Raw genomic sequence first — 12805 nt, forward strand, 5'->3', positions numbered from 1 at the left:
ATTGGCGGATTGCACGCCTCCAGTGCACGCCTGCAAGCGCTCTGTGTGCGCCGGGGGCGCACATTGGGCCGTACGAGTGGGGTTGCCCGGCTGTGCCGCCGTGTCACCCCCGGTGGGCGAACCCTTTCCTCTTCAGTGGGGCCGTACATCTGATCAACTCCAAAATACGCCCAAATGTGATCAGACCCCCACCCGTGTCACCGGCTGGAGCGGCCTCGGAGGTAGCGAAGATGTCCCACCACGGGAGACTGCGGACCAGGCCCGGTGCCGTCGCGCGCTCGGTCGCCTTCCTCGCTGCGGGCGTGCTCGTGGTACCCCTGCTCGCGGGCTGTGGCTCCGAGGACGAGGCGGGCAAGCCCCTTGCGGGGCCGGACATCGCGCCCGCCGGGCGGGAGCAGGTGGCCGACGGCGGCACCCTGCGGTGGGCCGTGGACGACGTGCCGGAGACCCTGAACACGTTCCAGTCGGACGCCGACGCGGTCACGAACCGCGTCGCGCAGGCCGTCCTCCCGTCCATGTACCGGCTGGATGCGAACGGGCGGCCGCAGCGCAACTCCGCCTACCTGGAGTCCGCCAAGGTCGTCCAGACCGAGCCCAAGCAGGTCGTGCTCTACAAGATCGCCCAGCAGGCCGTCTGGAGCGACGGCCGCGAGATCGGCGCCGCCGACTTCGCCGCCCAGTGGCGCGCCCTGTCCGGCAAGGACACCGCGTACTGGACCGCCCGCAACGCCGGCTACGACCGCATCGAGAAGATCGAGCGCGGCGCGAACGACCTCGAGGTCAAGGTCACCTTCGCGCGGCCGTACGCCGACTGGCAGTCGCTGTTCTCGCCGCTGTACCCCAAGGACGTCATGGGGACGCCGGACTCCTTCAACGACGGGGCGCGCAGGACGCTCAAGGTCACCGCCGGGCCCTTCGCCGTGAAGGCGGTCGACCACAAGAACAACCAGGTCAGCCTGGTCCGCAACCCGCGCTGGTGGGGTCAGCCCGCCAAGCTCTCCGAGATCGACCTGAAGGCCGTACCGCTGGACAGGCGGCCCGCCGCGCTCGCCGACGGGGAGGTCGACCTGGCCGAGATCGACCCGTCTGGCGCCCAGCGCATCGCGCCGGCCGCCGGGGCCAAGGGCTCCGCCGCGCTGCCGGGCCCACAAGCCAGGAGCGCCGCCGCCAAGGCCCTGCCCGCCGACGCCGAGGGCCTGAGCGGTTTCGAGGTCCGCAAGTCGCTGGAACCCGTCTACACCCAGCTCGCCCTCAACGGCTCCGAGGGCCCGCTCGCGGACGAGCGCGTCCGTCGCGCTGTGGCTCGCGCCCTCGACCGCAAGGCGCTCGCCGAGGCCGTACTCAAACCGCTCGGACTGCCCGGCGTGCCCGTCGGCAGCCATCTCGCGCTGTCCGGGCAGGCCGCCTACGCCGACAACAGCGGCGCGCTCGGCGGTCAGGACACCGGGGAGGCCGAGGCGCTGCTCGCGGACGCCGGATGGGTGCGCGGCGGTCCGGTCAAGGAGGAGAAGAAGAAGCAGAAGGGCGAGAAGGCCGCCGGGCCCAAGGGCCGCAAGGCCGACGAGTCCGAGGGCGGCGACGACGGGACGTACATCGTCGGCGAGGACGACAACGGCGACAGCAAGAGCGGCCACGACAAGGACCCCAAGGACCACAGCAAGAAGGACGAGAAGGCCAAGGGCGGCGGCACGCACCTCGCGGACGGCAAGTACGCCGGACGGCAGCCGGTGCACGGCGGCGCTCCCGGCGCCTACGCCCCCAAGGGCACCGCGGCCCCGGCCGACGCCGCCACGGCGATGCTGGCCAAGGACGGCAAGCCGCTCACCCTGCGCTTCGTGCTGCCGTCGGGACCCGGCTCGCAGGCCCTGCGGACCGTGGCCGACCGGATCAGCGCCATGCTGCAGCGGGTCGGCATCGGCACCCGGATCACCAAGGTCTCCGACGACAGCTACTTCAAGGACCACATCGCGTCCGGGGAGTTCGACCTGGCCCTGTACTCCTGGCCCGCCTCCGCCTTCCCGGCCACCGACGCCCGGCCCATCTACGCCAAGCCGGTCCCGGCCGCCGACGGCTCCCTCGACGTCGAGCAGAACTACACCCGCATCGGCACCGACCAGGTCGACCACCTCTTCGACCAGGCGGCCGCCACCCTCGACACCGACGAGAACCTCTCCCTGATCCGCAAGGCCGACTCCCGCATCTGGGCCGCCGCCGGCTCCATCCCGCTGTACCAGCGCCCCCAGCTGACGGCCGTGGCCAAGAACCTGGTGAACGCCGGCTCCTTCGGTTTCCAGACCCCGGTCTACGAGGACATGGGCTTCCTGAAGAAGGGGGCGAAGCCCTCGGCGAGCGCGAAGTCGGGCGGCTGACGGGGCCGCAGCTCAGGAGCAGCTCAAAAGGCTTGCCGTGTCCGCCCGGCGCCCACAGCATGAGTCGACCACTGATCATGCGGCGGGGCGCCGGGCGTCGTGCGCGGGGAAACGGGGGCGGCACATGCGGGGCATCACACGGGGGTGGGCTGCGGCGCTGACCGTGGTGACGGTGGCGGCGGGGGTCGCGGGGTGCAGCGGTGGCGGGGACGTCAAGGCCGCCGCCAGGAGCAGCGCACCGGCCGTGGCGAAGGCCTGCACGAACGGGGCCTTCACCTGGTCAGGTGTGAAGCATGCCGACCGCCTGACCGGCGTCTCGGCTCCGGAGAACAACGGGGGTCGCACCATCAGGACGACGAACCCGATCGAGCGGGTGTACACCCCGAAGCCGTCGGTACGGACCGAGGGGCCGGCCCTGTCCCCGGCCGAGGTCCTCTTCTCGCTGGGCAAGAAGATCGGTGAGATCGACTCCGACGCCGCCACTCTGGGCGACGTGAACGGCGACACCTGGGCCTTCACGGACGTGCACCAGAAGGCGCCGAACCTGCACAACCGCTTCTCCGAGGTGTCCGGCCCGGGCGAGACCGTGCAGTACGCCGGAGTCCGGGAATGGGAGGGAGACTTCCGCTACACCTGCGCCGGCAGCCGGCCGACGACGGGCCACGCGCGGAACTGGACGCTTGACATGCAGGGCAACCTCTCCTGCGACGAGTCCGTCGACAGCGCGATCGCCCGTCAGGCCGCCCGGCTCTCCTGCGAACCGGGCTCCCGGGCCGCCCGGAAAGCCTGACCTCCGGTCGCCCGGCGAGCCGCCGCCGCGGCGGCCCCGTACCATGGGGTAAGGCCGTGGCGTGTCCAGCCCGGCAGGGTCCGCGTAACACAGACGTACGCGTCGGCCTTCCTCACACTCCAGGAGTACGCCTTCATGGCCACGCGCCACGACATCCGCAACGTCGCCATCGTCGCCCACGTCGACCACGGCAAGACGACCATCGTCGACGGCATGCTGAAGCAGGCCGGTGCCTTCGCCGCCCATCAGCTCGACTCGGTCGACGACCGCATGATGGACTCGAACGACCTGGAGCGTGAGAAGGGCATCACGATCCTCGCCAAGAACACGGCGGTGAAGTACCACCCCAAGGACGGCGGCGAGCCGATCACGATCAACATCATCGACACCCCGGGCCACGCCGACTTCGGTGGCGAGGTCGAGCGCGGTCTGTCGATGGTCGACGGTGTGGTGCTGCTGGTCGACGCCTCCGAGGGCCCGCTCCCGCAGACCCGCTTCGTGCTGCGCAAGGCGCTCCAGCAGCGGCTGCCCGTCATCCTGTGCATCAACAAGACGGACCGTCCGGACTCCCGTATCGACGAGGTCGTCAACGAGACCTACGACCTCTTCCTCGACCTGGACGCGGACGAGGAGCAGATCGAGTTCCCGATCGTCTACGCCTGCGGCCGTGACGGCATCGCCTCGCTCACCAAGCCGGAGAACGGCACCGTCCCCGCCGACTCCAACAGCCTGGAGCCGTTCTTCTCCACGATCCTGGAGCACATCCCGGCCCCGACCTACGACGAGGCCGCCCCGCTGCAGGCCCACGTCACCAACCTGGACGCCGACAACTTCCTCGGCCGTATCGCGCTGCTCCGCGTCGAGCAGGGCGAGCTGCGCAAGGGCCAGACGGTCGCGTGGATCAAGCGCGACGGGTCCATCAGCAACGTCCGCATCAGCGAGCTGATGATGACCGAGGCGCTGACCCGCAAGCCCGCCGAGATGGCCGGCCCCGGTGACATCTGTGCCGTCGCCGGTATCCCGGACATCATGATCGGCGAGACCCTGGCCGACCCCGAGAACCCGGTCCCGCTGCCGCTGATCACGGTCGACGAGCCCGCGATCTCGATGACCATCGGCACCAACACCTCGCCGTTGGTCGGCCGCGGCGGCACCGGCAAGGGCGCCGACGCGAAGTCGGCCGTCAAGGACCGCAAGGTGACCGCCCGCCAGGTCAAGGACCGCCTCGACCGCGAGCTGATCGGTAACGTCTCGCTGCGCGTGCTGGAGACCGAGCGTCCGGACGCCTGGGAGGTCCAGGGCCGTGGTGAGCTCGCGCTCGCCATCCTGGTCGAGACCATGCGCCGGGAGGGCTACGAGCTGACCGTCGGCAAGCCGCAGGTCGTCACCAAGGACGTCGACGGCAAGGTCTACGAGCCGGTCGAGCGCATGACGATCGACGTGCCCGAGGAGCACATGGGCGCGGTCACCCAGCTGATGGGCGTCCGCAAGGGCCGCATGGACAACATGTCCAACCACGGCTCGGGCTGGGTCCGCATGGAGTTCGTGGTGCCCTCGCGCGGTCTGATCGGCTTCCGCACGGAGTTCCTCACCAGCACCCGCGGCACGGGCATCGCCCACTCCATCCACGAGGGCCACGAGCCCTGGTTCGGCGCCCTGCAGACCCGTAACAACGGCTCCCTGGTGGCCGACCGCGCCGGTGCCGTCACCGCGTTCGCGATGACCAACCTCCAGGAGCGCGGAGTGCTCTTCGTCGAGCCGGGCACCGAGGTCTACGAGGGCATGATCGTCGGCGAGAACTCGCGCTCCGACGACATGGACGTCAACATCACCAAGGAGAAGAAGCTCACCAACATGCGGTCGTCCACGGCCGATGTGGCCGAGTCGATCGTCCCGCCGCGCAAGCTCTCCCTCGAGCAGTCGCTGGAGTTCTGCCGCGACGACGAGTGCGTGGAGGTCACCCCGGAGGCGGTCCGCATCCGCAAGGTGAACCTGGACGCCCGCGAGCGCGCCCGCGCGGCGAGCCGCGCCAAGCACGGCTGACCTCGAGGGCATGTGGATGCCGGGCCACTCCGTTGGAGCCGGCCCGGCATCCACATGCCCGGATGACTCGGAAAGCTCGTTCCCCGCTCGACCGCGCTGCCGCGCCAAGCACCGCTGCCGTCCCGGTACAGGCAGAAAGGATGCCCCGCCGGGTCGAGCAGCACTCTCACGTTGTCCTGCGGCTGGTGGCCGCTTTCCCGCGCGCCCAGTGCGAGCGCGTGCGCCACGGTCTCCTGCAGATCGACGACCTCGAAGTCGAGGTGCATCGTGATCCGCTGAGCGCCGTCCTGGGCGGGCCAGACCGGAGGGACATACCCGTCCGCGCGCTGGAAGGCGATGGAGGCCACACCCTCTGACGGCGCGACGGCCGCCCGTCAGGGTCTTCCTTGGCGATCTCCCAGCCCAGCAGGTCCGCGTAGAAGCGTGCCGGCGCCTGCGGATCGGGCGCTTCGAGCACGACGCCCCACCAGTCGTTTCTGGCCATCCGTGGAGTGCCGGGCTCGTGCTCGGTGCGTCCGTCCATGTCAGCCAGCACCCCCCGGTGTTCAGACAGAGGTAGGGAAAACCCTAGTTCTCGTTCCGGATCCGTAAAGGCGGATCGAACCGGTCTAGGCTCCTGCCAGCGTGAGTTCTGGCCATCCGCCATGAGAGCGATGTGAACGGCCCCGGGCCCTCGGCCCGGTGACCGAATGTGATGGACCCCACGGTCCATGCACAGTGGCCGTAGATCCGCAACTCATTTTTCATGCGCTTCGCGTTCGGTATACGGACAGGGAGGTCCGATAGGTGTGTAACAAGTCCGTTTCGCAGGGATCTTTCGGCAAACCCTTTGTCCGGATTTTGGAAGATGTACGCGTAAGGTGTGATCGAACCGAGACCTTATGAGTGTGGTTCGGCTATGGCTCATGGCAGATAGTTAGGCGCGTAGCGCTCGGGTCGACGGGTCTCGCACTGTGGGGGCAGCGTGGGCTCGCGAGCACAAGGGATGTCTGACTGTCCGTCAGGGGTGGCGGAGGCCAGACATATGCCCTGCCTGTCGGTGAACACGTGGAGTCATGAGGAGGAGCCCCATGTGCGGTGTCATGAGCACCAGGTGGGCCACGCCGCCCGTGGTGGGCAACTGCCCTGCTGGTTGCGGCGGTTCACTCTGAGGGATTCGACGGCCGTTCAGCGCGGGCCAGCGCCTACGCGCGTCCGGCTGCGGATTTCTCGCTTCCTCGGGAGCTTCGACACTTCTTCATGAATCGGTCCGTGGTCGCGCACACCCTGCGGCGGCCCTCGGCTCGGCACACCCACACCTGTTGAAATGGACCAACTGTGACCAGTCCTATCGAGGTTGACGGCGGCGGTACGTCGGTCGTCGTCGACGGCGCCCCCCAGCCTCCGAAGGAGGCCGCGGCGGCCAAGCTCGAGGGCCGCTCGCCCGGCCAGCTGATGTGGATCCGCTTCAAGCGCGACCGCACCGGCGTCATCTCGGCGTTCGTCGTGCTCTTCTTCTTCGTCGTCGCGGCCGCCGCGCCGCTGATCGCGAAGCTGTACGGCAAGAACCCGTACACCATCTACGCCGACGTGCGCCCGGAGCTCTTCGACAGCGCGGGTGTACCGGTACAGCCCAACGGCGGCATCAGCAGCGAGTTCTGGTTCGGACTCGAACCCGGCAACGGGTACGACGTGTTCACCAAGCTGATCTACGGCATCCGCACCTCGCTGATGATCTCCCTCGCGGTGACGGTCGCCACGGTGCTGACGGGCATCGTGCTGGGCATCGCGGCCGGCTACCTCGGCGGCAGGACCGACTACTGGATCGGCCGGGTCATCGACTTCCTGCTGGCCTTCCCCTCGCAGCTGTTCTTCATCGCCAGCATGCCCGTGGTGGTCTCGCTCTTCGTCAGCCCGCGCGACGAGACACCGACGTATGTGCGGGTGGTCGCGCTCATCCTCGTCCAGTGGTTCCTCGGCTGGATGAGCCTCGCCCGCATCCTGCGCGGCACCACTCTCGCCCTGCGCGAGAGGGAGTTCATCGAGGCGGCGAAGGTCAGCGGAGCCTCTCCCTGGCGGATCATCCGCAAGGAGCTCCTGCCGAACGTGGTGACGCCGATCCTCGTGCAGTCGACGTACATGCTGCCGAGCTTCGTGACGGCGGAGGCGGGACTGTCCTTCCTCGGCGTCGGCATCGTCGAACCGACCCCCGACTGGGGCCAGATGTTCTCCAAGGCGTCGACCGAACTCGTCTTGCAGAACGACATCACCTACATGATCTTCCCCGGCGTCTCGATGGTCATCTTCGTCGTCGCGTTCAACCTGCTCGGGGACTCGGTCAGGGACGCCTTCGATCCCAGGGCAGCGCGCTGACCGAGAGTTTGGGCGTCCTCGCCCGGATACACAGCAATTTCTTCGCATCAGGCGACACACAGATGGGTGGAGACTTCAGTGATGAGTAGGGGCGGACGCCAGACATACGCCGCGCTCTCCGTGCTCGCGGCGGGGGCACTCGTGCTCACCGGCTGCAGCAAGGGCGGCAGCAACGCCAGCGACAACGAGAAGAAGGACCAGCAGAACGCCAAGCAGCAGCAGGCGTCCATCAAGTTCGGCAACGCGTCGGACTCGCAGGGTCCGGCCGCCGCCGTACCGGGCGCCAAGAAGGGCGGCACCATGGAGGTGCTGCAGCGCGACTCCTACGCCCACCTCGACCCGGGGCAGATATACGTCTCCGACGAGGGCTCGCTGGCCACGCTGCTCTTCCGAGGGCTCACCGGCTACAAGGCCACCAGCAACGACGGCAGCAAGCACGAGGTCGTCGGCGACCTCGCCACCGACTCCGGTACCACCACGGACGGCGGCAAGACCTGGAAGTACACCCTCAAGGACGGCATCAAGTTCCAGGACGGTACGCCGATCACCTCGGCGGACTTCCGGCAGACCTTCGAGCGCCTGTTCGCGCCCTTCATCAACCAGGGCCCGACGTACATCCAGCAGTGGATGGCCAACACCTCCGGCTCCGACTACCGCAAGCTGCTGCCGGACGGCCCGTACAAGGGCAAGCACCTGCCCGACAGCGTCCTCGAGACGCCGGACGCCAAGACCATCGTCTTCCACTTCCAGAAGCCGCACCCCGACCTGCCGTACGCCCTCGCCATGGCGGGCTACGCGGTGGTGTCCAAGAAGGGTGACACTCAGCAGAAGTACGACAAGGCCCCGATCGCGACCGGTCCGTACAAGATCCAGTCGTTCAAGTCCGGCAAGTCGATGGTGCTGGTCAAGAACACCAACTGGGACCCGCAGACGGACCCGATCCGCAACCAGTACGTGGACCAGTTCAACTTCACCTTCAACGTCCAGTACGAGGGCTCCACCAAGGCGCTCCTCGCGGACACCGGTGCCGACAAGACCGGCGTCAGCTTCAACAACTCGGTGGACGCGGGCAACATCAACGCGGTCCTCGGCGGCAACGCGGCGATCAAGGCCCGTACGGTCTCGGGCTACCAGCCCTACGTCGGCCAGATCAACATCAACATGAAGCACGCGCCGCTGCAGGACAAGACGGTTCGTGAGGCCATCGCCTACGCCCTGCCGATCACGCCGATCGTCCGTGCCTTCGGCGGCAGCTCGGCCGCGGAGGTCGCCGGCGGCTTCATCAGCCCGACCGTCAGCGGCTACGACGCCTCCTTCGACCCGTGGGGCAAGAAGAAGAACCCCGGCGGTGACGCGGCCAAGGCCAAGGCGCTGCTGAAGAAGGCCGGCAAGCTCGGCCTGAAGCTGACCTACGGCTACCAGAACACGCCCGAGGGGCAGCAGTACTCCACGGCCATCGCCGCGGCCCTGAAGAACGCCGGGTTCAACGTGCAGCGCCAGGACATCCCGGCCGAGACGTACTACGACCAGGTCGGCAAGGTCAACAACAACTACGACATCTACGCCTCCGCCTGGGGCGCCGACTGGCCGTCCGCCTCGACCGTGATCCCGCCGGTGTTCGACGGCCGCACGATCGCCGACGGCTCGCCGAACTACTCGCACGTCAACGACCCCAAGGTGAACGCCGACATCGACGCCGCGAACAAGATCGCGGACCCGGTCAAGTCGGCCGAGGCCTGGGAGAAGATCGACCAGTATCTGGCCAAGGACGTCATCAACGCCGTCCCGACCATCTACTACAAGCAGGTCCAGATCTCCGGCTCCAAGGTCGGCGGCCTGGTCTACGACGACGTCATCGGCGGTATCGACCCGCGTCGTCTCTTCATCAAGTAACCCCTCTGTCCGACCGGTACCCGGTGCGTCCGCCTAGCGCGGTGGTCGCACCGGGTACCGCCCGGCCCGCTGACGTCAGAGAGCTGCCCCTGTCATGCTGCGCTTCCTCGTCCGCCGGACCCTCGGTGCCGTCGTCATCCTCTTCCTGTTGAGCATCGTGACGTTCTTGCTGTTCTTCGGGATGCCTCGTGATCCGGCGCTGCTGATGTGCGGCAAGACCTGCAACCCGACCAGTCTCGCGAACATCCACCATGTGCTCGGCCTGGACAAGTCGATCCCCGAGCAGTACTGGATCTTCCTGAAGAACCTCGTCCTCGGCAGCAACCAGTTCGCCCAGGGCCCCTGCCCGGCCCCCTGCTTCGGGTACTCGTACCACACCAACGACCAGGTCTGGGCGACCATGATGGACCGCCTGCCCACCACCATCTCGCTCACCCTGGGTGCCGCGGTGGTCTTCCTGATCGTGGGTCTGGGCACCGGCATGCTCGCCGCCTGGAAGCGGGGAACACTGTTCGACAAGTCGGTCACCGCGGGGTCGATGGTGATCGGTTCGCTGCAGATCTACTTCATCGGCCCGCTGCTGCTCTCGATCCTCGTCTACCAGTCCCACCTCTTCGACAAGCCCGTCTACAACGACTTCACCGCGAACCCGGTCAGTTGGTTCACCGGGCTGATCATCCCGTGGGTGGTGCTGTCCACGATCTTCGCCTCGCAGTACACCCGTATGGCGCGCTCGGCGATGATCGAGCAGCTCCAGGAGGAGCACGTGCGCACCGCCCGCGCCAAGGGCATGTCGCGCCGGTACGTCTTCTTCCGCTACGCCTGGCGCGGCTCGCTGATCCCGATCGTCACCATCTTCGGCATCGACCTCGGCTCGCTGCTCGGCGGCGCCATCATCACGGAGTACACCTTCGGACTGGCCGGCCTCGGCCGACTGGCCGTGGAGTCCGTGCAGTTCAGCGATCTGCCGATGCTGCTGGGCGTGATGCTGTTCTCCGCCGCCATGATCCTGCTGTTCAACATCATCGTCGACGCCTGCTACGCCTTCATCGACCCGCGCGTGCGGCTGTCCTAGGCAGGGTAAGAGGAGCACTGTCGTGACCACTATGACCAAGGAAGCCGGCGCCCCCGTGCCGGCCGACGCGGGGCACTTCCTCTCCGTGCGGGACCTGCACGTCAGCTTCAAGACCGAGGACGGCGTCGTGAAGGCCGTCAACGGCCTCTCCTTCGACCTGGAGCGGGGCCGGACCCTCGGCATCGTCGGCGAGTCGGGCTCCGGCAAGTCCGTCACCAACCTGACGATCCTCGGCCTGCACAACCCGATGTTCACCACCGTCGAGGGCGAGATCCTGCTGGAGGGCAAGGAGCTCACCACCGCCCGGGAGTCGGAGCTGGAGAAGCTGCGCGGCAACAAGGTCGCCATGATCTTCCAGGACCCGCTCACCGCGCTCTCGCCGTACTACACGGTGGGCCGGCAGATCGCCGAGCCGTTCAGGAAGCACACCGGGGCCTCGAAGAAGGCGGCCTGGGACCGGGCGGTCGAGATGCTCGGCAAGGTCGGCATCCCGAACCCCAAGGAGCGGGCGAAGGAATACCCGCACCAGTTCTCCGGCGGTATGCGCCAGCGCGCGATGATCGCCATGGCACTGGTCTGCGACCCCGACCTGCTGATCGCCGACGAGCCGACGACGGCCCTGGACGTGACGGTCCAGGCCCAGATCCTCGATCTGCTGAAGGACCTCCAGCAGGAGTTCGGCTCGGCGATCATCTTCATCACCCACGACCTGGGTGTCATCGCCGACATGGCCGACGACATCATGGTGATGTACGCGGGCGGCGCGATCGAGCGCGGCACGGTGAACGAGGTGATGCGCGCGCCGCAGCACCCCTACACCTGGGGTCTGCTGAACTCCATGCCGCGCATCGACTCCGACCTCGCCGCCCCGCTCGCGCCGATCCCCGGCGCCCCGCCCTCGCTGCTCACGCCGCCTTCCGGCTGCCGCTTCCACCCGCGCTGCACCTTCCAGGACCGGGTCGGCGGCAACCTCTGCGTCACCGAGCGCCCGCTGCTCGCCCCGGACCGCGCCTCGGCGTGCCACCTCACGGCGGAGCAGAAGCACACCATCTTCGTCGAAGAGATCAAGCCCCGTCTGGGCTAGGAGGACACGTCATGACAGAGGACCTCGTCCTTCCCGCCCCCCGCGACGCGGGCACCGGCCCGAGCGGGGAACCGCTGCTCGAAGTCACCGGCCTGACCAAGCACTTCCCGATCAAGGGCGGTTTCCCGATCCGCCGTACGGTCGGCGCCGTGCAGGCCGTCGACGGTCTCGACCTCACCGTGCACGTCGGTGAGAGCTTCGGCCTGGTGGGGGAGTCGGGCTGCGGCAAGTCGACCACCGGCCGGCTGATCACCCGGCTGATGGAACCCACCGGCGGCAAGATCTCCTACCGCGGCCAGGACATCACGCACGCCTCGCGCAAGGAGCTGGCGCCGATCCGCTCCGAGATCCAGATGATCTTCCAGGACCCGTACTCGTCGCTCAACCCGCGGCAGACGGTCGGCAAGATCATCTCCGGTCCGATGGAGATCAACGGCATCGAGCCCGAGGGCGGCCGTGAGAAGCGCGTACGTGAGCTGCTCGAGATCGTCGGTCTGAACCCCGAGCACTACAACCGCTTCCCGCACGAGTTCTCCGGCGGCCAGCGTCAGCGCATCGGCGTGGCGCGGGCGTTGGCGCTCGAACCGAAGCTGATCGTCGCGGACGAGCCGGTGTCGGCCCTGGACGTGTCGATCCAGGCCCAGGTGGTGAACCTGCTCCAGAAGGTGCAGGACGAACTCGGCATCGCGTTCCTGTTCATCGCCCACGACCTCGCTGTCGTACGGCACTTCTCGCAGCGCGTGGCCGTGATGTACCTCGGCAAGATCATCGAGGTGGGCGACCGCGAGTCCATCTACACCCGCCCCCGCCACCCGTACACCCACGCCCTGCTGTCCGCCGTTCCCGAGGTGAGCCTGAGCGGAGAGGACACCGGCCAGCGCGAGCGCATCCGCCTGGCGGGCGACGTCCCGTCGCCCATCGCCCCGCCCTCCGGGTGCCGTTTCCGTACCCGCTGCTGGAAGGCGCAGGACAAGTGCGCGACCCAGGAGCCCCCGCTGATCCAGCTCTCCGGCAACCGGGAAGGCCACCTGACGGCCTGCCACTTCCCGGAGGAGCCGACCATCGAGGCGCGTGCGGAGGACATCGTGCTGGACCCGGCGCTGGCGGCGCTGGAGGAGGACACCGAACAGTGACCTCCAACTGGTCGGCCGTACCGCGGAGATGATCTCAGGGGCGGCGGGGAGCGTCAGGCCCCGCCG

The 12805-nt window shown here is 68.1% G+C and carries 8 protein-coding genes and 1 pseudogene; 8 read left to right on the forward strand and 1 reads right to left on the reverse strand.

Annotated elements, in window-relative coordinates:
- Nucleotides 1-230: 230 nt before the first annotated feature.
- The 3 genes from ACIBW9_RS21495 to typA all read left to right on the forward strand — a co-directional run bounded on the left by ACIBW9_RS21495 (nucleotide 231) and on the right by typA (nucleotide 5202).
- Nucleotides 231-2369 carry an ABC transporter family substrate-binding protein gene (locus ACIBW9_RS21495; protein WP_398957261.1) on the forward strand — a complete coding sequence of 713 codons (2139 nt, stop codon included), beginning with the start codon at nucleotides 231-233 and terminating at the stop codon, nucleotides 2367-2369.
- 124 nt (nucleotides 2370-2493) lie between these two features.
- Complete coding sequence (locus ACIBW9_RS21500) at nucleotides 2494-3159, forward strand: hypothetical protein (RefSeq protein ID WP_398957263.1); 666 nt, start codon at nucleotides 2494-2496, stop codon at nucleotides 3157-3159.
- Between the two features lie 135 nt (nucleotides 3160-3294).
- Entirely contained in the window at nucleotides 3295-5202 is a 1908-nt protein-coding gene (typA, locus tag ACIBW9_RS21505) for a translational GTPase TypA (protein WP_398957266.1), read from the forward strand.
- A gap of 140 nt (nucleotides 5203-5342) precedes the next feature.
- On the opposite strand, the pseudogene ACIBW9_RS21510 reads toward typA, so the two are convergent.
- A pseudogene (locus ACIBW9_RS21510) lies at nucleotides 5343-5914 on the reverse strand (VOC family protein); the annotation flags it as partial.
- Between the two features lie 605 nt (nucleotides 5915-6519).
- Here ACIBW9_RS21510 and ACIBW9_RS21515 point away from each other — a divergent pair.
- The 5 genes from ACIBW9_RS21515 (at nucleotide 6520) to ACIBW9_RS21535 (ending at nucleotide 12739) form a co-directional block, all read left to right on the forward strand.
- Nucleotides 6520-7554, forward strand: coding sequence for an ABC transporter permease (locus tag ACIBW9_RS21515; protein WP_398957268.1), 1035 nt, complete (start codon nucleotides 6520-6522; stop codon nucleotides 7552-7554).
- An 81-nt stretch (nucleotides 7555-7635) separates the two neighbouring features.
- On the forward strand, nucleotides 7636-9447 hold the full coding sequence (locus tag ACIBW9_RS21520; RefSeq protein ID WP_398957270.1) for an ABC transporter substrate-binding protein: 1812 nt from the start codon (nucleotides 7636-7638) through the stop codon (nucleotides 9445-9447).
- A gap of 94 nt (nucleotides 9448-9541) precedes the next feature.
- Entirely contained in the window at nucleotides 9542-10522 is a 981-nt protein-coding gene (locus ACIBW9_RS21525) for an ABC transporter permease (RefSeq protein ID WP_398957272.1), read from the forward strand.
- A 22-nt stretch (nucleotides 10523-10544) separates the two neighbouring features.
- Nucleotides 10545-11606: an ABC transporter ATP-binding protein gene (locus tag ACIBW9_RS21530; RefSeq protein ID WP_398957274.1), complete on the forward strand. Its 1062-nt coding sequence runs from the start codon at nucleotides 10545-10547 to the stop codon at nucleotides 11604-11606.
- Between the two features lie 11 nt (nucleotides 11607-11617).
- Nucleotides 11618-12739, forward strand: a complete 1122-nt coding sequence (locus ACIBW9_RS21535) for an ABC transporter ATP-binding protein (RefSeq protein WP_398957276.1) — start codon at nucleotides 11618-11620, stop codon at nucleotides 12737-12739.
- Nucleotides 12740-12805: the final 66 nt, after the last annotated feature.

This window comes from Streptomyces sp. NPDC049541, from assembly GCF_044465725.1.
Taxonomy (GTDB): domain Bacteria; phylum Actinomycetota; class Actinomycetes; order Streptomycetales; family Streptomycetaceae; genus Streptomyces.